The organism is Nocardioides sp. (assembly GCF_014360585.1).
GTDB lineage: Bacteria > Actinomycetota > Actinomycetes > Propionibacteriales > Nocardioidaceae > Nocardioides.
The window spans coordinates 19,268-41,328 of the sequence record NZ_JACIXG010000045.1 but is presented as its reverse complement, the minus strand read 5'-3'; the positions used below and the strand labels follow the sequence as shown (position 1 = coordinate 41,328).

Annotated in this window: 20 protein-coding genes; 7 read left to right on the top strand and 13 right to left on the bottom strand. The window is 69.2% G+C overall.

Features of this window, described 5'->3' with window-relative positions; translation table 11 throughout:
• Nucleotides 1–92: 92 nt before the first annotated feature.
• Together H5T77_RS15685 and H5T77_RS15680 are read right to left on the bottom strand one after the other, a co-directional pair.
• On the bottom strand, nt 93–1,394 hold the full coding sequence (locus H5T77_RS15685; protein WP_292650769.1) for a S1C family serine protease: 1,302 nt from the start codon (nt 1,392–1,394) through the stop codon (nt 93–95).
• An 87-nt stretch (nt 1,395–1,481) separates the two neighbouring features.
• Complete coding sequence (locus H5T77_RS15680; RefSeq protein ID WP_292650767.1) at nt 1,482–2,021, bottom strand: MarR family winged helix-turn-helix transcriptional regulator; 540 nt, start codon at nt 2,019–2,021, stop codon at nt 1,482–1,484.
• Nucleotides 2,022–2,082: 61 nt separating this feature from the next.
• Between H5T77_RS15680 and H5T77_RS15675 the strand changes: the two genes are divergently transcribed.
• Entirely contained in the window at nt 2,083–3,318 is a 1,236-nt protein-coding gene (locus tag H5T77_RS15675) for an MFS transporter (RefSeq protein ID WP_292650765.1), read from the top strand.
• Here the strand turns inward: H5T77_RS15675 and H5T77_RS15670 are convergent.
• The 4 genes from H5T77_RS15670 to H5T77_RS15655 form a co-directional block, all read right to left on the bottom strand.
• A complete protein-coding gene (locus tag H5T77_RS15670; RefSeq protein ID WP_292650763.1) occupies nt 3,315–3,923 on the bottom strand; it encodes an HAD-IA family hydrolase in 609 nt (202 codons plus the stop codon). The two genes, H5T77_RS15675 and H5T77_RS15670, sit on opposite strands and share 4 nt — an antisense overlap.
• Nucleotides 3,924–4,015: 92 nt before the next feature.
• Nucleotides 4,016–5,320, bottom strand: a complete 1,305-nt coding sequence (locus H5T77_RS15665; RefSeq protein WP_292650761.1) for a citrate synthase — start codon at nt 5,318–5,320, stop codon at nt 4,016–4,018.
• A 69-nt stretch (nt 5,321–5,389) separates the two neighbouring features.
• A complete protein-coding gene (locus H5T77_RS15660; protein ID WP_292650759.1) occupies nt 5,390–5,581 on the bottom strand; it encodes a hypothetical protein in 192 nt (63 codons plus the stop codon).
• Nucleotides 5,582–5,644: 63 nt separating this feature from the next.
• Complete coding sequence (locus H5T77_RS15655) at nt 5,645–6,649, bottom strand: alpha/beta hydrolase (RefSeq protein WP_292650758.1); 1,005 nt, start codon at nt 6,647–6,649, stop codon at nt 5,645–5,647.
• A gap of 130 nt (nt 6,650–6,779) precedes the next feature.
• On the opposite strand from H5T77_RS15655, the gene hrpA reads away from it, so the two are divergent.
• From hrpA to H5T77_RS15635, 4 genes are all read left to right on the top strand, one after another.
• A complete protein-coding gene (gene hrpA, locus H5T77_RS15650; RefSeq protein ID WP_292650756.1) occupies nt 6,780–10,676 on the top strand; it encodes an ATP-dependent RNA helicase HrpA in 3,897 nt (1,298 codons plus the stop codon).
• A 47-nt stretch (nt 10,677–10,723) separates the two neighbouring features.
• Complete coding sequence (locus tag H5T77_RS15645; RefSeq protein ID WP_292650754.1) at nt 10,724–11,320, top strand: hypothetical protein; 597 nt, start codon at nt 10,724–10,726, stop codon at nt 11,318–11,320.
• Between the two features lie 232 nt (nt 11,321–11,552).
• Nucleotides 11,553–11,963: a type II toxin-antitoxin system PemK/MazF family toxin gene (locus H5T77_RS15640; protein WP_292650752.1), complete on the top strand. Its 411-nt coding sequence runs from the start codon at nt 11,553–11,555 to the stop codon at nt 11,961–11,963.
• 153 nt (nt 11,964–12,116) lie between these two features.
• Nucleotides 12,117–13,445 (top strand): extracellular solute-binding protein, encoded by a 1,329-nt coding sequence (locus tag H5T77_RS15635; RefSeq protein WP_292650750.1) that lies wholly within the window; start codon nt 12,117–12,119, stop codon nt 13,443–13,445.
• A 174-nt stretch (nt 13,446–13,619) separates the two neighbouring features.
• On the opposite strand, the gene H5T77_RS15630 is transcribed toward H5T77_RS15635, so the two are convergent.
• Nucleotides 13,620–14,912 (bottom strand): HRDC domain-containing protein, encoded by a 1,293-nt coding sequence (locus H5T77_RS15630; protein ID WP_292650749.1) that lies wholly within the window; start codon nt 14,910–14,912, stop codon nt 13,620–13,622.
• A 79-nt stretch (nt 14,913–14,991) separates the two neighbouring features.
• Nucleotides 14,992–15,630, bottom strand: a complete 639-nt coding sequence (locus H5T77_RS15625) for a DUF3000 domain-containing protein (protein ID WP_292650747.1) — start codon at nt 15,628–15,630, stop codon at nt 14,992–14,994.
• A gap of 70 nt (nt 15,631–15,700) precedes the next feature.
• Between H5T77_RS15625 and hemE the strand changes: the two genes are divergently transcribed.
• Nucleotides 15,701–16,765, top strand: coding sequence for a uroporphyrinogen decarboxylase (gene hemE / locus H5T77_RS15620; protein WP_292650745.1), 1,065 nt, complete (start codon nt 15,701–15,703; stop codon nt 16,763–16,765).
• A 74-nt stretch (nt 16,766–16,839) separates the two neighbouring features.
• On the top strand, nt 16,840–18,144 hold the full coding sequence (gene hemG / locus H5T77_RS15615) for a protoporphyrinogen oxidase (RefSeq protein WP_292650743.1): 1,305 nt from the start codon (nt 16,840–16,842) through the stop codon (nt 18,142–18,144).
• Between the two features lies 1 nt (nt 18,145).
• On the opposite strand, the gene H5T77_RS15610 is transcribed toward hemG, so the two are convergent.
• The 5 genes from H5T77_RS15610 to H5T77_RS15590 all read right to left on the bottom strand — a co-directional run bounded on the left by H5T77_RS15610 (nt 18,146) and on the right by H5T77_RS15590 (nt 22,053).
• Nucleotides 18,146–18,781, bottom strand: coding sequence for a protein TPRXL (locus H5T77_RS15610; protein WP_292650741.1), 636 nt, complete (start codon nt 18,779–18,781; stop codon nt 18,146–18,148).
• Nucleotides 18,774–19,415 (bottom strand): hypothetical protein, encoded by a 642-nt coding sequence (locus H5T77_RS15605; RefSeq protein ID WP_292650739.1) that lies wholly within the window; start codon nt 19,413–19,415, stop codon nt 18,774–18,776. Before H5T77_RS15605 ends, H5T77_RS15610 begins: the two co-directional genes overlap by 8 nt.
• A complete protein-coding gene (locus tag H5T77_RS15600) occupies nt 19,415–20,623 on the bottom strand; it encodes a hypothetical protein (protein WP_292650738.1) in 1,209 nt (402 codons plus the stop codon). The genes H5T77_RS15605 and H5T77_RS15600 overlap by 1 nt, the downstream gene beginning before the upstream one ends.
• A 16-nt stretch (nt 20,624–20,639) precedes the next feature.
• The gene (locus H5T77_RS15595) at nt 20,640–20,936 is read right to left on the bottom strand and encodes a flagellar protein FlgN (protein ID WP_292650736.1); all 297 of its coding nucleotides are present in this window, start codon (nt 20,934–20,936) and stop codon (nt 20,640–20,642) included.
• A 196-nt stretch (nt 20,937–21,132) separates the two neighbouring features.
• Nucleotides 21,133–22,053: an alpha/beta hydrolase gene (locus H5T77_RS15590; protein WP_292650734.1), complete on the bottom strand. Its 921-nt coding sequence runs from the start codon at nt 22,051–22,053 to the stop codon at nt 21,133–21,135.
• Between the last annotated feature and the right edge of the window lie 8 nt (nt 22,054–22,061).

Below are 22,061 nucleotides of genomic sequence, written 5' to 3'. Positions count from 1 at the left end.
ACCTGCGACTACTTGGAGTGCCAAACGCCGCCTACCCCGGCGGTGTGCTGCCAAGGGTGCGCTATAGCGCACTCCTGGCAGCACACGGCGGATCATTTGGCATCGGAGTCCAGCGTTACCTTTGCGGTTTGCTCCTTGCCGTTGCGGGACCAGGTCACTTCGACCTCATCTGCGGGGCGGTAGGAGCGGACGGTCGCCACCAGCGAGTCCGAGCCGGTGATGGTGTGGTCGTCGACCTTCGTGATGACGTCGCCCTTCTCGAGGCCCGCCTTCTCGGCGGTGCTGCCCGCGCCGACCTCCTGGACCTGCGCCCCGGTGACCGAGGTCTGGCCGCTCTGAGCCGCGGGGGGGTCGGAGACCGAGATGCCGAACTGCGCGTGGGTGGCCTGCTCGCCCTTCTCGAGCTGCTCGACGATAGGACGGATCTCGTCGATCGGGATGGCGAACCCGATGCCGATCGAGCCCGCGTCCTGGCCGCCTCCACCAGAGGTGGAGCGGATCGAGGCGTTGATGCCGACGAGGTTCCCGTTGAGGTCGACGAGCGCCCCGCCGGAGTTGCCCGGGTTGATCGCCGCGTCGGTCTGCACTGCGGGGTAGACGGTCGCCGCACCGCTCTGGTCGACGCCGACGTTGACCGGGCGGTCGAGCGCACTGACGATGCCGGTGGTCACCGTCTGGTCGAGACCGAACGGGGAGCCGATCGCCACGACGCTCTGGCCGACGCTGAGGTTCTCGGACTTGCCCATCGTGATCGGGGTCAGGCCGGAGACGCCGCTGGCCTTGATCACAGCGGTATCGGTGAGCGGGTCGGTGCCGAGGACCTCGGCGGAGGCCGACGTACCGTCGTTGAAGTCGACGGTCACGGTGCCGCCGTTGGCGGCCTGCTCGACCACGTGGTGGTTGGTCAGGATCGTGCCGTCGGAGGAGATGACGACCCCCGAGCCCGAGCCGGAGCCCTGCTGGGAAGCGACCTCGATCTTCACCACGGAGGGGAGCACCTTGGCCGAGACCTTCTCGATGCTGCCCTCGGGGAGCTTCGCGTCGACGACCTGCGAGGTGGCCGGGGTGTTCGCCCCGCCGCCGATGCCGTCACCGGCGAGGGCGTCGTAGATCGCCGCACCGCCGACGCCGGCGGTGCCACCTGCCACCAGCGCTCCAGCGAGGACCGCGGCGACGAGACCGGCTCGGCGGGCGCCGCGCTTCTTGGCGGGTGGCCCGGGCGCCCAGGGGGTGCTGGGCGAGCCGGGCATGCTCGGCATGACAGCGGTCTGAGACGGCGGGGGTGCGTACGGGCCGGCGGGAGGCTGGGCGGACGGCTGGTCGGTTCCGGCGGGAGCCGGGGGAGTCCACTGAGGCGGGGTCCCACTCGGCTGCGGAGAAGGGATGTCGGTCATGTGATCGAGTCTGACCAGCGTCCCTGTGAGCCGGCTGAGACGCGGCTATGTGGTGCCGAAGAGAGGAACGACTCCTCTCGATGCCGTCTAGTGGCCTTCGATCCGCAGGGTCACCTGCTTGAGCAGCTCCGCCAGGTCCGTACGCCGCTCCGGACTCAGGCCCTCCAGCAGCCTGGTCTCGGCCTCACCGCGCAGGTCCATCGCCCGGCGCCAGATCTCGATGCCGGCCTTGGTCGCCTCGACGCTGATCTTTCGGCGGTCCTCGACCGACGCCGTACGCCGCAGCCACCCGGCCTTCTCCATGCTGTCGAGCCGTCCCGTCATTCCGGCCGGACTGATGTCGAGGTCCTTGGCGAGCGCCGTGGGCGAGGCGTGGCCCGGAGTGTCTCGAATCATCAGCATGTGGAGCGTCTTGTACTCGAAGTCGGCTAGCCCGACCTCGCTCGCCGCCGCCGCGCGGGCATCGTCGAAGAACTTCGCGATGGTCCCGATCCGCACCGTGATCGCCTCGATCTCGTCGTCGAAGTCGATGTCGATCCAGTGGTCGCGCCAACGGTTCACGTGACGGTCGGCCCCGTCCTCCACGAGGTCGTCGCCGGGCGTCTCGGCGGGTTGCAGGTCGGACATGGTTCGACCCTACCGGGTAATTCGTTGGCGAATAGTTCGCCAGCGAAGTAAGTTTCCCGGCATGCCCGCCCCCACCGAACCTGCGACCAAGCGTCGTTCGCCGCTGAGGCATCGCAACTTCCGCCGGCTCGTGACCGGGACGGCGTCCTCGTCGCTGGGCAACGCGATCACCCCGGTGGCGCTGGCCTTCGCGGTGCTCGACCTCGGCGGGACGGTCACCCAGCTCGGGATCGTGGAGGCGATCTTCGCGACCTGCCAGGTGGTGACCACGCTGGCCGGGGGCGTTCTCGGTGACCGGGTCTCGCGCAAGCTGATGATGGAGGGCACGGCGGCGATCAGCGCCGTCGTCACCGGAGCGCTCGCCGCGACGGTGATCCTGGGGGTCGCCACCATTCCCTCGATCGCGGTGATGGGCGGCCTAGCCGGCATCGTCGCCGCGCTCAACCAGCCCTCGGCGATGGCGATGACCAAGGTCGTCGTACCGGCCGACGAGCTCGGCGCTGCCGTCTCGGTCCGGTCGCTGCTGCAGACCACCGCCTCGACCGTCGGCTACGCCCTCGGCGGTGTGCTCGTCGCGGTGGTCGGCCCTGGCTGGGCGATCACGGTCGACGCGCTCACCTTCGCCGTCGCCGCCATCGCCTACGCCGGGATGCGGGTGCCCCACGAGCGCCCGCCCCGCAAGGCCTCGATGCTGGGGGAGCTCGCCGAGGGCTTCCGCGAGGTGATGCGGCACTCGTGGCTGTGGTTCCTGATCCTGCAGGCGCTGCTCTACCACCTGTTCTGGTCCGGGGCCCACAGCGTGCTCGGTCCGATCGTCGTCGGCGAGGGGATCGGCCGGGCGTCGTGGGGCTTCGCGCTGGCCGCGCTGATGGCGGGCTTCTTCGTCGGCGGCCTGTTCTGCCTGAAGTTCCGCCCGCGCCGGCTGCTCTCCGTCGGCGTCTTCTTCCTCGCGATGACCGGCCTCTTCCCGGTCGCGATGGCCGTCTCCGACACGCTCTGGCCGATCCTCATCGGAGCCTTCCTGCACGGGTTCGGCCTGCAGGTCTTCGACATCTTCTGGCAGATCGCGATCCAGCAGGAGATCCCCGAGGACAAGCTCTCCCGGGTCTACTCCTTCGACATCGTCGGCTCGTTCATCGCCCGCCCCATCGGTCTCGCGCTCGTCGGCCCGGTCGCGCTCGCGGTCGGTTTCGACCCGTGGCTGCTCATCGTCGCAGCGGTGATCTCCGGGTCCGCCCTGATGTCGTTCTCCTTCGCCGGCGTACGCCGCCTCGAGCGTGCCGACCAGACCGTCTAGAGAGGAAGGCCCAGGGAGAGCAGGTCCCTGCGGAGCTGCTCGGCTCCGATGAACTGGAACGCCTGCATGCCCAGAGCCGCGGCGGCGGCGACGTTGGCGACGCTGTCGTCGATGAAGACCAGCCGATCCAGCGGGATGCCGGCGCGCTCGGCGACGAGCCGGTAGATCGCCGGGTCGGGCTTGGCCAGTCTCTCCTGCCCGGAGACGACGACGTCGCGGAGCAGCTCGATCACGTCGTACGTCGCGGGAGCATGCGGATAGAGCTCGGCCGACCAGTTGGTCAGGCCGACCTGTGGGACGCCGGCGGCGGCGAGCTCGCGGACCAGCTCATGGGTGCCGGGGACCGGGCCCAGCAAGGAGAGCGGGAAGTGGTCGACGTACGCCGCTCCGGCGCTGAGCCACTGGGGCGCGTCGCCCTCGAGGACGGCGAGTGCCTGGGCCCAGGTGCGGCCGGCGTCCTGGACGTGGTTCCACGACCAGAAGTCGTAGGACTCCAGGAACGCGCGGGCGTCGGCGTCCCCGACGCCCGCCGCGATCGCCGGGAGCGGGTCCCAGCGGATCAGGACGTTCCCGAAATCCCAGACGACCCCATCCACGCTACCCATGTTGCTCCTTCGCGCTGCCCGTCTCGAGTCGGCGCAATACGGTCCTCGCTTCGCTCCGGTCCGTTTGCGCCGACTCGAGCCTGGCTAAGCGCTCACGCCCAGCGCACGTCGCGCGGGACGAAGTTGAGACCGCGCTCGCCGGTGTAGATCTGCTTCGGACGGGCGATCTTCTGCTCCTTGTCCTGGACGAGCTCCAGCCACTGGGAGAGCCAGCCCGGCGTACGCCCGATGGCGAACAGCACGGTGAACATCTCCGGCGGGAACTCCAGGGCCTCGTAGATCAGGCCGGAGTAGAAGTCGACGTTGGGGTAGAGCTTGCGGCTGACGAAGTACTCGTCCTCGAGGGCGATCTTCTCCAGCTCCATCGCGATGTTGAGCAACGGGTTGGTGCCGGTGACCTCGAAGACGTTGAGCGCCTGCTGCTTGATGATCGTCGCGCGCGGGTCGTAGTTCTTGTAGACCCGGTGGCCGAAGCCCATCAGCCGCTCGTTTCCGGCCTTGACTCCCTCGATGAAGGCGGGGATGTTCTCGACCTTGCCGATGCGGCGCAGCATCCGGAGCACTGCCTCGTTGGCGCCACCGTGGAGCGGGCCGAAGAGGGCGCCGACGCCGGCGGCGACCGAGGAGTAGGGGTCGACCTGGGTCGAGCCCACGCTGCGGACCGCGTTGGCGGAGGCGTTCTGCTCGTGGTCGGCGTGCAGGATGAAGAGCGTGTCGAGCGCCTTCTCGATGCGGTCGTCCGAGGCGTACTTGCTCTCGCTCATCTTGAAGAGCATCGAGAGGAAGTTGCCGGTGTAGGACAGGTCGTTGTCGGGGTAGACGTACGGCTTGCCCTGGGCGTGCCGGAACGCCCACGCGCCCAGCGTCGGCATCTTGGCGATCAGCCGGATGATCTGCAGGCGACGGTTGTCGGGGTCGGAGATGTTGGCGGCGTCCGGGTAGAACGTCGACATCGCACCGACCGACGCCATGAGCATGCCCATCGGGTGGGCGTCATAGCGGAAGCCCTGCATGAACTCCTTGATGTTCTCGTGCACGAACGTGTGGAAGGTGATCTCGTGCACCCACGCGTCGTACTCCTCCTTGGTCGGCAGCGCGCCGTGGACCAGGAGATAGGAGACCTCGAGGAAGCTCGACTTCTCCGCCAGCTGCTCGATCGGGTAGCCCCGATACTCGAGCACGCCCTTGTCACCGTCGATATAGGTGACGGAAGATCGGCATGAGGCGGTGTTGACGAAGCCCGGGTCGTAGACCGCCAGGCCAGGGCCCTCTTCTTGGGAAGCCGGGTCAGCGGCCTTGATCTTCCCCAGGTCGGCGGCGCGGATGGTGCCGTCGGTGATCGGGATGTCGTACTCCACCCCGGTGCGGTTGTCACGCACTGTTAGAGATTCGGTCACGATCAGCAACGGTAACCCTCTTGAAATCACCTTCGTAACTCGGCGTCCCACCCATTGGCCGAATTCGGCTCAGAATCGAAGTCTGTCCCGCGCCGGTCTGGTGTCGCCGGAGGGCTCCTCGTCGCCGAACCGGGTCAGCGCGTCGCGCAATCGATGGAGGTCGAGAACGGTCTGTACCGACCGCTCGTTCAGGGCCTCGTCCTCTCCGCGGAGCACGCGCAGCGCATCCTGGACATCCATCTCGCTCGGCTCCCCGGTCATGGGGACATAATCTAGGTGCCCGGACCAAGGCTCGCCTAGTACGACGCCGACACGACCGTCGGATCAGCCTGCGAGCGCTCTGCGGACGAACTCGTCGCGGGTCGCGATCGAGGCTCGGGAGACGGCGGCGTCGGCGGCCATCATGTCGAACCCGTGGAACCCGCCACCCCACATGTGGAGGTCGACACTGACGCCGGCCTCCGAGAGCCGCCGCGCATAGGTCAGCGTCTCGTCACGGAACGTCTCCGCCGAGCCGGTGTCGATGTAGGTGCGAGGAAGGCCGGCGAGATCCTGGGCGCGTGCTGGTGCCGCGTACGGGGAGACGTCGGGGCCGCCGCGACGGTCGCCGAGCAGGGCGGTCCAGCCGAAGAGGTTGGCGTTGCGGTCCCAGAGCCCCTCCTCGTCGAGCATGCGGCTGCTGTGGGTCTCGAAGCGGTCGTCGAGCATCGGGCAGATGAGGATCTGATGGCTCAGCATCGGGAAGGCCCGGTCGCGGGCGAGCAGCGCCGTGCCGGCAGCGAGACCACCACCGGCGCTCGTCCCCGCGATCATGATCCGCTCGGGGGCGACACCGAGATCGGCCGCGTTCTTCGCGGTCCAGACCAAGCCGGCATAGCAGTCCTCAACGGGTGCGGGGTCGGGATGCTCCGGGGCGAGGCGGTACTCCACCGACACGACGACGGCGCTGCCATCGGAGACGTACGGGAGGAAGGTCTCCAGGCCGAGCCGGCGGTTGCCGATCACCATTCCGCCTCCGTGGACGTGATAGATCGCCGGCCGCGGCGGCCCGTCGGCGGCGGGGCTCAGGATCAGCAGGGTGATGTCGGGCGCGCCCTCGGGACCGGGGACCTGACGCTCCTCGACCCTGACCGCGCCACCCACGCTCAGGTCCACCGGCTCCACGCCGGGCAGGCCCTCGGCGCTCAGCTGACGTATCAGCGCGAGGTTCTCGGCAGAGAAGGGCGACGCGTCCTGCCGTGCCGCCTCGAGGACCGGTACGAGCTCCGGATCGAACGGCGGCCGGGCGGGGGTGTCGGGGAAGATCTGGTCGGCGGGGGTCTCGGTCATGGGGCCAACTCCTTCGGTGAACGGGGAGTACCCAGCCTCCTCCGCCAGCATGAGCCAAGGAACCCGGCCTGTGGCACAGGAGAAACCGATGTGCGGTCGAGGGGTACGCCGGGGGAGAATGGGTGACCTCATGTCCGATGCCGACCAGACCGCCGCCCCCGCCGTCGCGATCACCTACCCTGCCGAGCTGCCGGTCACCCAGCGCCGCGAGGACATCGCCGCGGCCATCCGTGACCACCAGGTCGTGATCGTCGCCGGCGAGACGGGGTCGGGAAAGACGACGCAGCTGCCCAAGATCTGCCTGGAGCTCGGGCGCGGGTCTGCCGGACTGATCGGGCACACCCAGCCGCGCCGGATCGCGGCCCGGTCGGTTGCGGAGCGGATCGCCTCGGAGCTCGGCACCGAGCTCGGGGATCTCGTGGGCTACCAGGTGCGGTTCATGGACAAGTCCTCGGCAGCCTCCCGGATCAAGCTGATGACCGACGGCATCCTGCTCGCCGAGCTGCAGCGCGACCGCGACCTGCGTCGCTACGACACGATCATCATCGACGAGGCCCACGAGCGATCGCTGAACATCGACTTCCTGCTGGGCTATCTGCGCCGGCTGCTGCCGCGGCGACCGGACCTGAAGCTGATCATCACCTCCGCGACGATCGACCCGGAGCGGTTCGCCGCCCACTTCGCCGATGCTTCCGGTGAGCCGGCGCCGATCATCGAGGTCTCCGGCCGCACCTACCCGGTCGAGGTCCGCTACCGGCCGCTGATGGAGTTCTCCGAGGAGACTCGGCCCGAAAAGGATGGCGAGGGCGAGGTCGTCGTCCGCGACCAGACCGAGGCCATCGTCGACGCGGTCAAGGAGCTCTCGGCCGAGGGGCCGGGTGACGTCCTCGTCTTCCTGCCCGGCGAGCGGGAGATCCGGGACGCGGCTGACGCCCTGGGCGATGCGCTCGGGCTGAACAAGGGGCGCTCCGGAACGGGGCTGGTCGAGATCGTCCCGCTGTTCTCCCGGCTGTCGGCCGCCGATCAGCACCGGGTCTTCTCGCCCCACACCGGCCGCCGGATCGTGCTCGCTACCAACGTCGCCGAGACCTCGCTGACAGTCCCCGGGATCAAGTACGTCGTCGACACCGGTGTCGCCCGCATCTCGCGTTACTCCGCCCGCACCAAGGTGCAGCGGCTGCCCATCGAGCCGATCTCGCAGGCCTCGGCCAATCAGCGGTCGGGGCGTACGGGGCGGGTCCAGGCCGGCATCGCGATCCGGCTCTACTCCGAGGAGGACTATCTCGGGCGACCGGAGTTCACCGACCCGGAGATCCTGCGCACCAACCTGGCCTCGGTCATCCTGCAGATGGCGTCCCTCGGGCTGGGGGACATCGCCCGGTTCCCGTTCGTGGAGGCGCCGGACCGGCGCAACATCACCGCCGGCGTACAGCTTCTCGAGGAGCTCGGCGCGATGCGGGGGCAGCGGCTGACGAAGCTGGGCCGGCGGCTGGCCAGGCTGCCGATCGACCCGCGGCTGGCCCGGATGGTGCTCGAGGCCGAGCGGCTCGGGTGCGTACGCGACGTCATCGTCGTCGCCGCCGCGCTCTCGCTCCAGGACCCGCGCGAGCGGCCCGGGCAGGACCACCCCAAGGAGCAGGCGCAGGCCGACCAGCTGCACGCGCGGTTCAAGGACGAGACCTCCGACTTCCTCACCTGGCTCAACCTGTGGCGATATCTGAAGCAGCAGCAGCACGAGCTCTCCTCGAGCGCGTTCCGGCGGCTGTGCAAGCGGGAGTTCCTGCACTACGTACGCGTCCGGGAGTGGCAGGACCTGGAGTCGCAGCTGCGTCAGGTCTGCCGCGAGATGAAGATCGACCTCGGCAAGGGACACCGCGACGTCGTCGAAGTCGACGCCGGCGAGGACAAGGTTGCGTACGACGCCGACGGGATCCACCAGGCGCTGCTCTCCGGGCTGCTCTCGCACATCGGTGCGCTGGAGGAGCGCGACAAGAAGGCCGAGGCCGCGCGAGCACGGGAGAAGCGGCGACCGGGGCCACGGGAGTACGAGGGCGCCCGCGGCGCGAAGTTCGCGATCTTCCCCGGCTCGGCCCTGCACCGGAAGAACCCGCAGTTCGTGATGTCCGCCGAGCTGGTCGAGACCTCCCGTCTCTGGGCCCGGCAGAACGCCGCGATCAAGCCGGAGTGGGCCGAGCAGCTCGGTCGTGACCTGGTGAAGCGCACCTACTCCGAGCCGCACTGGTCCCAGAAGCGCGCCTCGGTGATGGCGCGGGAGAAGGTGACCCTCTATGGCGTGCCGCTGGTCGCCGACCGTCCGGTCGCCTTCGGCAAGATCGATCCCGAGCTGAGCCGGGAGCTGTTCATCAGGCATGCCCTGGTCTACGGGGAGTGGCGTACGAACCACCGCTTCCTCCGTGAGAACGCGAAGCTCGTCGAAGAGGCGGAGGAGCTCGAGCACCGCGCCCGGCGCCGCGACATCGTGGTCGACGAGCACACGCTCTTCGACTTCTACGACCGTCGGCTCCCGGCCTCCATCGTCTCCGGGGCGCACTTCGACCAATGGTGGAAGCAGGCCCGGCGGGAGACGCCGGACCTGCTCACCTTCGAGCTGTCGATGCTCACCAACGAGGCTGCCGGCGAGGTCCGCGAGAGCGACTTCCCGGCCGAGTGGGCTCTGCAGAACCCCGGCGGTGGCCCGCTCACGTTCCCGCTGAGCTACCACTTCGAGCCGGGCACGGCCGACGACGGGCTGACCATCGACGTACCCGTCGCCACGCTCAACCGCGTCCGCGCCGACGACTTCTCCTGGCTGGTGCCTGGCCTGCGCGAGGAGCTGGTGACCGCGCTGATCCGGTCGCTCCCCAAGCAGCTCCGGGTCAGCTTCGTACCTGCCCCGGACAAGGCGCGGGCCTTCCTGAAGGAGACCCCGCCGGGGGAGGAGCCCCTGCTGACCGCGCTGGAGCGCTGGGCGCGCTCGACCGCGGGCGTGCACATCCCTCGCGAGGCGTGGGACTGGGCCAAGGTGCCCGAGCACCTGCGCCCGATCTACCGGGTCGTCGGCGAGGACGGTCGCGAGACGGCCAAGGGGAAGGATCTGGACGCGCTCAAGGCCCCGCTCGAAGGCGAGTTCGAGGCCGCGATCGCCGAGGTCGCCGCCTCGGCCGGCCACACCCGCACCGGCGAGACGACGTGGGTTTTCGGCGCGATCGAGACCACGGTCACCGAGAAGCGTGCCGGCCACGAGGTCACGGTCTTCCCGTGCCTGGTCGACGAGGGCACGACGGTCGGTCTCATGGTCGCCGGGACGGCGGAGGAGGCCGAGGCGCGCCACCGGCTGGGGGTCGTACGCCTGCTTCTGCTCGCCCTCCCTGATGTCGGCAAACAGGTCGTCAACAGCCTGTCCACCATGGAGAAGCTCGCGCTGGCAGGCTCTCCCTATCCGAGCGCCGCCGAGATCGTCGAGGACTGTCGCGCCGCCGTCGTCCGCCAGATCGTCGATGCCCGTCCGCTGCCGCGGACGCCGCAGGCGTACGACGCCCTGCTGGCCGCCGCGGGGGCGCCGGCCGACCTGGCCGCGGCCGTCCGTGCGGTCCTCGGTGACGTGATGCGGGCGCTCGAGGCCAATCGCGAGACCGACAAGGCCCTCTCCGGCCGGGCCGACATGTTCCAGCTCCCCGCCCTGACCGACATGAAGGACCAGCTCGCCCGGCTGGTGCACCGCGGGTTCGTCGCGGAGGCGGGTGCGCAGCAGATCAGGCGGTATCCGACCTATCTGAAGGCCATCGTCGAGCGCCGCCGCAAGCTCGATGCCGACCTCCGCACCGATCGCACGACCCACGACCGGATCTCCTCCCTCCAGGACGCCTATCTGCACCAGGTCGCGGCGCTGCCCGAGGGTCGGCCGCCGGGGCCGAGGCTGCGGCAGGTGCGGTGGATGCTCGAGGAGTACCGCGTCCAGCTCTGGGCCCAGCAGCTCGGCACCGCGGAGAAGGTCTCCGACGCGCGGATCCGCAAGCTGCTCGGGTAGGCCGCAACGGGTGTCACATGCGCACGGCGGCCGGTACGCTCGATCTGATGTCCAGAGAGTTTCATTCGCCGATGCGTCCCGGGGACGGCTTCTTCGACTCCATCCTCGGGGGCGACGACCCTGCCCTGGTGCAGGAGGCGGCCGACGCGGCGGCGACCGCCCTCGTGCGCGGTGCGCGGGAGAGCGACGACCCAGCTGTGGTCGAGCGGATCCTCCATCTGGCCGAGTCGGAGGGCATCGAGACGATCGCGGAGGTCTGGTCGAGCTCGCCGGCGGAGTCGCTGGCCGGCTGCCTGTGGCGGCTCTACCTGCTCCGCAGCTGGGTGTACGCGGATCCGGTCGGTGCGGCACGCGAGTTCGAGGCCGGGCGTGCCAAGGCCCAGGTGGCGCAGGTGGTGGCCGGGGTCGCCGAGCCTCCGGGGCCGCAGGAGCTCAAGACGATGGTCGACGAGGTCCTCCGCGGTATCGCCGGCAGCGACTTCGCGGTGGTGCTCCTCCGCGCTGCCGCGTTCTCCCGCGTGATCGCCGCCGGTCGGGCGGCGCTGGACCCGGACGCGGCCTCCACGAACGTACGCAGCGTGCTGCAGCTCTCCGAGCAGCTCGAGGCCGCGGGTCACGCGGAGCTCGAGCAGCGGTTGGCCTAGAGGTCCTGCTGAGGCGTGTGCGGTAGCCTCCTGTTCACTTTGATGCGGCTGGGTTGGAAGCGCCGTTACACTGGTGCTTGAACACGTCGGGCTGCGGCAGCCCCGGGTCCCAACTTCAGCCGCTTCGAGCGGCCGTGCGCCGTGAGGCGCTCCCGGTCCGGCGTGTTCATCATCTTTTACGGTGCGCCTCGGCTGGGTGGCCACGACGCCAGCCATCTATCCAGGAGCCGAAGTGACCGACACGCAGCCGTCCCCGCGCGAGGGCGTCATCTCCTACGACCCCGAGATCGGTGACGGCAATGCCGACCCGGGCGAGGTCGTCTGGGGCTGGGTGCCGTACGAGGACGACGAGACCAAAGGCAAGGACCGGCCGGTTCTGGTGATCGGGCAGCGGGCCGGCGTACTTCTGTGCCTGATGCTGACCAGCAAGGACCACGACCGTGACGAGGCGCAGGAGGCACGGTACGGTCGGCACTGGATGGATGTGGGCACCGGCGGCTGGGACCGCCAGGGCCGGCCCTCCGAGGTCCGCCTGGACCGGCTGATCCGGATGGACCCCGCGGACGTACGCCGTGAAGGCGATGTGCTGGCCAAGGGGATCTTCGACGATGTGATCAAGGCCGCACGCGAGCACCTCGCCTGAGGCAGTTCCGAGGCGTTCTTCTCAGGATCTGTCCAGGTACATATCGTAAAGTGAATCGCTGGTAAACCGGGCCTGTGGTTCCATCACAGACCCGGTCCTGGTGTTGAGATGGAGGAAATGGTGCGGCGCACGCGGCTGGCAACGGCGCTTATGGTGACGGTTCTCTCGGCCTCCCTCGCGGCCTGCGGTGGTGAGCCCGCCGCGAAGCCCTCACCGAGCCCCACGACGAAGGCCCCGGCGAAGGTGAAGCTCGTCTTCGGGGTCTCCGGCCACAAGACGCTGGTCGACACCTACAAGCAGCTGGCTGCCGAGTACACCCAGGAAGTCCCCAACGTCACCGTCGAGGTGAAGTCCTGGCCGACCGAGGACCAGCTCGCTGCGGCGGTCGACAGCGGCGAGAAGGTCGATGTCGTGCTGACCCCGCGCGCCGATGTCGAGAAGTTCGCCGAGGACAAGCTGATCCAGCCGGTGGACACCCTGCTCGAGGCCCGCAACGTCGACTTCGGTGACAAGTACTCCCGCGAGGCGATGGAGGACTTCTCCGTCGACCGCCGCCTCGAGTGCATGCCCTACTCCGTCTCACCGCAGGTCGTCTACGTCAACACCGGGCTGATCGACTTCGAGGCCATGAAGGAGGAGGAGCTGCCCACCCCCAGCTTCCGGGCCGATGGCTCTCTGCGTGGCTGGACCCTCGAGCAGTTCAGCTCGGCGATGACCTACGCCGCCGAGCACAACAAGGGTGTCCGGGGCACCTACGTCGAGCAGAACCTCTCCTCGATGATGCCGTGGCTCGCCGGCGCCGGTGCGACCCTCTTCGACGACCCGCTGGCCCCGACGACCACCGCGCTGGGGGACTCGGCCGGTGCGTACGAGGAGCTGGTCGCGGCGCTCAACCAGCCCAACGTGCTGGCCAGTCCGAAGGACCTCGGCGGGCGCACCCCGTTCCAGGCCTTCAAGCAGGGCCGCCTGGTGGCGCTGACCGGCGACCGATCGCTGGTCTCGGAGCTTCGTGCGACCGAAGGGGCGGAGTGGGACGTCATGCCGATGCCGGGTGGCAACGGCACCACCGGTGACTACGCCGGACTTTGCATGGGCGCAGCGCCCGCCGACCCGGATGCCGCCGCCGACTTCCTCACCTACCTGATCTCGACCGAGTCGGTCGTCAAGATGGTCCGCACCGGCCACTTCGTGCCGGTGAACTCCGAGGTCGGCTACGCCCCGGTCTTCACCCAGCCCGAGCGCAACCCCAAGAACGCCCGCATCTTCACCGACACCGTGCGCGACATGCAGGTCCTGCCCGAGGCCGCCCAGCTCGCTCAGCTGCAGAAGGTCGCCGCCGCCCCTGTCCGGGGATCGCTCACGGCCGAGGAGCCCGAGCAGATCGAGGAGTTCGCGGCCCAGATCGACGCGCTCTCCAAGACCGTCTTCCCGCAGCCGACGCCGACCACCTCGCCGTCGCCTTCCATCTCCCCGAGCTCCTAGCTGCCGAGGCGTCACCCACGTCGGCCGAGGCGTCACGTCGATGCCAACTCGGCCGACGGGCGTGACCTCTCGCTGGGGGAGAGGTGTGCCGGGTCAGGAGTCGTTGTCCGCGCTTCGCGCGGTCACTCCCGCGCTCGGCGCGAGCGGACGAGCAAGCTCGCCGCTGGACCTCGCTCAGTTCGTCTCGGCGTGGAGCACGGCGTCGGTGAGGAGCGGGGCGGTGAGGGCGATCTGCCAGCCGCGCGCGCCGAAGCCGGAGAGGATCTCGATGATGCCGTCGAGGAGGGCACCGGGGTCGCGGGTCTTCGGGGGCGTCCACATGGCGCGGCGGAGGAAGTCGGGTGTGAGCAGGTTCTCGGCGGGAAGGTTGCGGTCCTCGGCGAGGGCGTTGACGGACTCACGCGCGAGCGTGAGCCGACGTGCGGCGATCGGGTCCTTGTCGGCCCACGCGCGTGGCGGGGGAGGACCCTCGGTCCGTGGCGAACGCACCGGGAGCTCGTCCTCGTCCATCGAGACCGCGCGGTTGAGCGCTTTGACCCAGGAGCTCACGTAGCGCTCCGCGCCCCGGCCGTGGAAACCCTTCAACCCGAGCAGCGAGGCCTTGTCCTGCGGGAGATCCTGCGCGGCGACAACGATCGCGGCGTCGGGGATGATCCGGCTCGGGGTGACGTCGCGCTGCTGCGCGATCCGGTCACGCTCGGTCCACAGCTCGCGCACCGCGGCGAGGCCGCGGCGGCCGCGGACCCGGTGCATGCCAGAGGTGCGCCGCCAGGCATCGGTGCGCACCGGCGCCTCGAAGCCGCGCAGCCAGTCGAACTCCTGGCGGGCCCAGGTCTCCTTGCCCTGCGAGACGAGCTCGGCCGCCAGCGCGTCACGCAGCTCGACGAGCACTTCGACGTCGAGCGCGGCGTACTCCAGCCAGGCTTCCGGCAGCGGCCGGGTCGACCAGTCGGCCGCTGAGTGCTCCTTGAGCATGGTGAAGCCGAGCACTGTCTCGACCAGGGTGCCGAGGCCGACGCGCGGATAGCCCAGCAGGCGTCCCGCGAGCTCGGTGTCGAACAGTGCCGAAGGGTGCAGACCGAGGTCGCTGAGGCAGGGGAGGTCCTGGGTGGCTGCGTGCAGGATCCACTCGGTGTCTTCGAGCGCGTCGATCAGCGGCTGCATGGTGGTCAGCCCGATCGGATCGACCAACCAGATCCCGGAGCCTTCGCGGCGCAGCTGGATCAGGTAGGCGCGGTTGGAGTAGCGATAGCCCGAGGCGCGCTCGGCGTCGATCCCGACCGGCCCGGAGCCGGCGGCGATGGCCGCGGCGGCCTTGGCCAGGCCCTCATCGGTGTCGGTGACCGGCGGCAGCCCGTCGCGCAGGGTCAGCAGCGGCGCCGGAGGGGGCTCCTCCACGGACTCGGTCTCCACAGAATCCGTCGCGTCGTCCGGGTCAGTCTCTGCCTCGGTGTTGTCCTCGATCAAGCCGCCACCTCCGTTGCGCAAGCGCAAGGATACGGACGCGGCGGCATGCTGGCGCTGTGGGTCACTCGCTGGTGCTCGATCACGCGCCTCGCTGCCCGCGCCGGCTCTGTATGACGGTGACACCCTCGGGCACCGGAGGAAGGCCCGCGGCCGTGCAGAGCAGCTCGCCCCACGCCTCGGTGTGCGGTCTAACGTCCAGGTCGCCCGACTCCGGCCGCACCGGAGTCCAGGAGGCGCGGATCTCGATCTGGGCGGTGCCGTCCTCGTCGGCCATCCCGCCGTAGGACTCGGTGGCGACCCGGGTCACGGTGCCGGCTGCGGCGACGTGCTCGGCGCCGTGGGCGGACAGGGCATCGAGAAGCCAGGACCAGCCGACCTCGCCCAGCAGCGGATCGCTGATGTGCTCGACGTCGATGTCGGCACGTGCGTACGCCACCAGCCGGAACATACCGGGCAGCCCGCGCACGGTGCCCCAGGCGTCGTTGCCGTCCGGATCGTGCAGCAGGATCAGCCGTCCGGTCGCCACGTCCACGTCGTCGACGGTCACGTCGGCCGACAACGCCGCGGCGTGCGGAGCGATCCGCTGCGGCGCCGGCATCTCCTCGACCAGCACCTCGGGCCGGAAGGTCGCGGCGCGCATGCCCTCCGCGGCGGACCGGAACGCGGCCGGGCCGCTCTCCGGCCCCGCGGCGGGACGCGACTCTCCACGGACGACCATGTGAACAGCGTATGTCTTCTCCGCGATTCGCGATGTGCGTACACGCCGCACCGGGTGGGACCATTGCCGTGTGGTTGAGATCAGCACCTCCGACGCGCTCGCATCCTCCCCGTTCCTGCAGGCGCTGGCAGGGCAGAAGCCGAGCCGTACGCCGGTGTGGTTCATGCGCCAGGCCGGCCGTTCGCTGCCTGAGTACCTGAAGGTGCGCGAGGGCATCGGGATGCTCGAGTCCTGCCAGAACGCGGACCTGATCACCGAGATCACCCTCCAGCCCGTACGCCGCTACGGGGTCGACGCTGCCATCTTCTTCTCCGACATCGTGCTGCCGCTGAAGGCGGTCGGGGTCGATCTCGACATCAAGCCCGGGGTGGGCCCGGTGATCGCCAACCCGGTGCGGACCATCGCCGACGTGGAGGCGATCCCGGACCTGACCCCGGAGCACGTCACCTACATCACCGAGGCCGTTCAGAACCTCACCGGCGAGCTGGCCGGCATCAACGGCGGCACCCCGCTGATCGGCTTCGCCGGCGCCCCGTTCACCGTCGCGTCCTACCTGGTCGAGGGCGGCCCCTCGAAGGAGTACGCCAAGACCAAGGCGCTCATGTTCGGTGCCCCCGACGTGTGGGATGCCCTGATGCGCAAGATCGCCGGGATCTCCGGCGCGTTCCTGGAGGTCCAGGTCCGCGCGGGTGCCTCCGCGGTTCAGCTCTTCGACTCCTGGGCCGGTGCCTGCACTCCCGCCGACTACGAGCGCCACGTGCTGCCCTACTCCAAGGACGTGCTGACCAGGGTCGGCGAGCTCGGCGTCCCGCGCATCCACTTCGGCGTCAACTCCGCCATGCTGCTGCCCCTGATGGGCTCGGCCGGTGCCGAGGTCGTCGGTGTCGACTGGCGTACGCCGCTGGACTGGGCGATCGGTCAGCTCGGCGACGGCTTCGGTGTCCAGGGCAACCTCGACCCCGCCCTCGTCTTCGCGCCCACCGAGGTGATGCTCGAGCAGGCCGGGAAGATCATCGAGACGGGGCGGCAGGCCAAGGGGCACGTCTTCAACCTCGGCCACGGGGTCATCCCGACCACCGACCCCGACCAGCTCGCCCGGCTCACGGAGTTCGTGCAGAGCTATCCGCTGGACTGAACCCAGCCGAGTCGAGGGCCGCGGTCGAGCGGCTCACCTGACCGAGCTCATCGCCGGGGTGCGAGACTTCTCCTGTGCGTGTCATCGTTGTCGGAGCGGGGATCGCCGGGCTGACCGCGGCCCGCGATCTGTCCCTGAAGGGCCACCGGGTCACGGTGCTGGAGGCCTCTGACCGGGTCGGCGGAAAGATCCGCGGGGAGTCGGTCGCCGGGCAGATGGTCGACGTCGGGGCTGAGGCGATGCTCAACCGTCGGCCCGAAGGGGTCTCGCTCGCCCAGGAGCTCGGGCTCGAGGTGGTGCACCCCACGGATGCGAAGTCGTCGATCTGGTCGCGCGGGGCGCTGCGGCCGATCCCGCGCTCGATCATGGGCGTGCCGCTCGACCTGGCCGCGCTGGAGGCGTCCGGGGTTCTCTCCGAGGAGACCCTGGAGGTCGTACGCCGCGAACCCACGCTCCCACCCGCCAAGACCGACGAGGACATCTCTGTCGGCGACTTCATCGCGTCCCGGTTCGGCGACGAGACGGCTGACCGGCTGGCGGACCCGTTGCTTGCGGGGGTCTACGCCGGGCACGCCCGCGCGATCTCGGTGAAGGCGGCCGCGCCGCAGCTGTTCATGCTTGCCGAGAAGGGATCGTTGCTCGAGGCCGCAGCCGCGCTCCCGAACTCGAACGTCCCGGTGTTCGCGGGGATCGACGGCGGGATGTCGGGGCTGCCCGCCGCGCTCGCCGAGGGACTGGACGTCCGGCTCGACACCCCGGTCGACATGGTCACGCGCACGCTGCAGGGCTTCCTGGTCGAGATCGGTGACGAGGTGGAGGTGGCCGACGCCGTCGTGGTCGCCACCCCCGCACCGGTCGCGGCGAAGCTCCTCCGCTCGACCGCCCCGGCGGTCGCCCGCGAGCTGTCCGGGATCGAGACCGCGAGCGTGGCCGTGGTGACCTTCGCCTTTCCCGAGCTGCCCGCCTCGTTGGCCGGCAAGTCCGGATTCCTCGTCCCGCCCGTCGAGGAGTGCGCGATCAAGGCCTCCACCTTCTCCTTCGCCAAGTGGGCGTGGGTGGGGGAGCGCGGCAACTATCTGCGTACGTCCATCGGGCGTCACGGCGAGCCGCCCTCGGACGACGACGACCGACTCGTCGCCGACTCCCTGGCGGCTCTGGCCGAGATCGCCGGCATCACCGCGAAGCCATCCGACGTACATGTGCAGCGCTGGACCGACGCGCTCCCGCAGTATCCCGTCGGTCACCTCGACCGTGTGGCCAGGATTCGCCAGGGGCTTCGCGGCGTCCCCGGTCTGGTCCTCGCAGGGGCCTCGTACGACGGGGTCGGGATCCCGGCCACGATCGCCTCTGCCCACCGTGCAACCGAGGACCTGAGCTGACTCAGGCTGGCTTCCACCGGAGGGTCGAGACACAGACGTCCAGCGCCAGCTTCCACGCCAGGAACTTCTCGTCGGACGCCGTCATGTCCAGCGGCCGGGCGATCGTCGCGGTCAACTGAAGCCCCCGACGCCGCTTCGATCCGGGGACCGGGGTCATGTAGACGATCGACGTGACGATCATGGGCTCGTCGCCCTCGGCGGTCCGGGTCGACTCACGCTCGTAGCGGATGAACCGTTTGTCGCCGAAGAGCGGCTTGGCGCCGTGGTCACGGATGATCGCGGCGACGTGGGTGTCGAGGGTCTCGCCGCTGAGGGCGTGGAACGTGGTCGCGACGATCGCCCCGGGGATGATGGCGAGGCTGTCGGTCGGGGCGGTGGCAGCGAAGTAGGCCTTGACCTGATGCTGCTTCATGAGCGCGTACGCCTGATCGAGCTGGGCGCGCATCGAGGCGTGGAGCTCGGGCCGGTTGATGCTCATGAAGCGCTTCTTCAACGCCGCGTCCATCGCTGCCCGGTCGGCCTCACCGGGGGAGTGTCGTTCCCAGCCGGGGAGGAGCCTCAGCTCGAACTCCGGCTCTTTGGCGCCACCGAGCATCTCGCGTAGCGATGACTGCGGGGCGGGTGCTGCCTCAGACAAAGGAAGAGTCCTCCCATACGTCGAACGGGTCGCTCAGCACGCCGGGGACCGGCTCTGCCGAGAACGGGGTGCCATCGGGGCGTACGACCTCGAGCTCGGCGAGGAAGAACGGCATGTCCGCGATGGTGAGACCGAAGATCTCGGGTGCGCCTGCCTCGACCACTACCATCACGCTGATCTCCTGCGTCGAGAAGACGAAGATGCCGGTGAGGAACTCGACGGTCTCACCGTCGACCTCGCCGGTCCTGGACGCGAGACATCTCAGTCCGGGACCGAGAGCTGCCCCAGCGTACTCATCGACGTCGAAGCCCTGCTGCCGCCACTCCTCCGGCGAGGTCGGCTCGCCGCCCCCGAGTACGACCCGCACCCGGCTGACGACGGGCGCGGGCAGCGGCCAGTGGAGCATCGAGGCCAGCGTCCCGGGGTGGAGGTCGCTGGCGAGGTGGTGGGCGAGCAGGGCACGCGCGTCGGGGTCGACCTCGTCGGTCCACTCGCCGTCCCAGGTGTCGAGGACCGAGGCGAGCACGTCCTCGACCCACCTCTCCGCCCCGGCGGTGTCGAGCTCGCCCGCGTTCGGGACCCAGACCCATCGCTCCGATGGCTGGGCGATCTCAGCTTGCCATGTCTCCGGCATCATCGCTCCGAGGGCTGTGCGCTCTGCTGGTCATTGGTGCGCCGGTCATTCAGCGCCTGGCTCGTCGAGGTGGTGCCGTACCACTCGCCTGCCCACTTCCCCAGGCCGCTGAGCCCGTCGAAGCCAGCCCCGACCTTCTGGCCCCAGGTCCCGGTGCGTATCCCCCCGTAGATGGCCATCCCGGTAGCGATGTCGGAGCCGCTCATGATGCCCACGGGAATGTCCTTGGGAGGCTTGAACGGGTTGGCCATCCAAGCGGCCCTGGTCCGGGGGACCTCCCTCGCTCCGGTGGAGATGGAGAGTGCGGTCTTGAACTTGGCGCCGAACGTGACATTCACGGGAGGTGGGTTCAGCGGCACCGCTCGTTTCAGAGCAAAGTTTCCGTAGCCTCGTCCGGCCGCGCCGGCGGTTTTCCCGCCGGAGGCGGCACCCTTCCCCATCGCTGTCCAAGCCTTCCCGATCTGGCCGAGCTTTCCGAAGGGGAGCACCGCGAGAACCGCTAAGAGCACGTCTGTCACCTCGCATTTGCCGGCTGACGCCTGGACGATCTTGCCGATCAGCACCAAGGCGCCGAGGGCGAATCCGATGACGGCGACAATGCCACCGAGGAAGAGCCCGGCGATCATGAAGACCATCGCGATGGCCTCGAGGATGTTGATCAGGAAGCCGAAGATCTCCCAGAAGCCGTCCTTGATGCTGCCGGCCATCTCGTTGCCGATGCCGTTGACCGCGAGGTCGTAGGCGTCCTCCCAGGTGTCGTACTGGGCGTCCCAGCTCTCGGCGTCGTCCTGCCACTCGTTGTAAGCGGTCTCCTTGGCCTGGCCTTCCTCGTCGTCGGCCTCGCGGTCTCCCGGGAGCGCCTCGTAGGCAGTCCACTTTTCCGTGCACGAATCGACCAGGGGTCCCATCTTGGCTTGGAGCTCCCCGAGACTCGTACCGTACGCAGCGATCAGGGGCCCGACAGGCGTGTACAGCTCGCTGGCCTCCCGCAACGTCTCGTAGGAGGACCCGATCTTGTCCTGGAGCTCAGCCACGGCCTTCCCCTGCATCTGGCCGTCGGCCAGCTCACCGGTGGCGATCTGCTCGAGGACGGTGGCCGCCTCGGACATCTGTACGCCGAGCTCTTCGATCTTGTTCCCGCGATCGACGATCACCGCCGAGTCGCCGGTGAGGGGTTGGATCTCCCGACCCTTGGGTGACTGATCCATGACTCACTCCATCCGTCTATTTCTGCTGGAACAGGAGAGCCGTCTCGCTGTCCCAGTTCTGGAACCCCTCGACGACGCCCTTGATGTGGTCTCGCACGCCGGAGAGCTCGTCCTTGAGTTCCTTGCGCTTCATGTCCCAGCGTTGTTCGAAGTCGTCGGCCTGACTACGCAGCTCGCCGCGGTGAAACGGGGTCCCGATGGCGCCTTCGAGCGCGTCGGAGTTGCCGACCGCGTGGTCGAACTCGTCGATGATCGAATCAAGCTTCTTGACCGTCTGATCAAGGGTGTCGATCTTGATGGAGACGTCTGGCACGTGGCTACGCCTTTCCGGTGTGCGCAGGCTCGCCGAGGAGATGCGACAGCGCTCTCAGCCGCAGGCGAATTGGGGGATCGGGGTGGTGCACGACCCGAGAAAACCTGGCGACGGACACCCAAGTGGAACGTTACAACACGGCCTGGCGGGGACGGTTAACAAACTCCCAATCGAATGTTGAGAGCTGTTGATGATTTCACCGTAGGAACGCGACGATCCCGTCGAGCGCCTCGGTGGCCGCCGGTGCGACGCCGGGGAGCGACATGAACCCGTGGAACGCGGTGTCGTAGTCCACGAGCGAGACCGACGTCCCAGCCGCACGGAGGACCTCCGCGTAGCGCGTGCCCTGGTCCCGGATCGGGTCATGCAGCGCCGTGATGATGTGGGCTGGCGGGAGGTCGGCATGGGACGCGGCACGCAGGGGAGAGGCCTGCCAGGACTCGTCCCCGTAGCGCTCGCCCATGTAGAGGTGGCCGAAGGTGCTCATCTGCGTCGAGGTGAGCACCGGGCCGTTGGCGTTGGCCGCCTCGGAGGGGAACTTCTCATACATCTCCACCGCCGGATAGATCAGCACCTGCGCGCCGATCGCGGGCCCGCCGGCGTCACGTGCCATCAGCGAGACCACGGCCGCCAGGTTGCCGCCGGCACTGTCGCCCATCACGGCGAGCCGCGTCGGGTCCCCGCCCAGGTCGGCGGCGTTCTTCGCGACCCACTCCACCGCCGCCCAGGCGTCCTCGACGGCTGCCGGGAACGGGTTCTCCGGCGCCAGCCGGTAGGACGGCGCGATCACGATCGACCCGGTCCGCGCGGCCACGTGCGAGGAGACCCACGCGCTCTGCTCCGGGGTGCCGAGGCACCAGCCACCGCCATGGAAGTTGATGACGACCGGCGCAGGCCCGCTGAGGTCGCGCGGGGAGTAGATCACGAACCGGCGCCCGTCGACGTACGTCTCCTTGCTCTCGACGTCCGCGGGTCGGCCGAAGAGGAACGCGGTGACCGGCCCGGTCCGGAGCCCCTCGCGCTGAGCGCGCAGGGAGATCATCTCCTCGGCGTTCAGCGGTGTCTTGACCAGGCGCTCCTGGAGAAAGGCGAAGATGCGGGTACGCAGCGGCAGCATGCCCACAC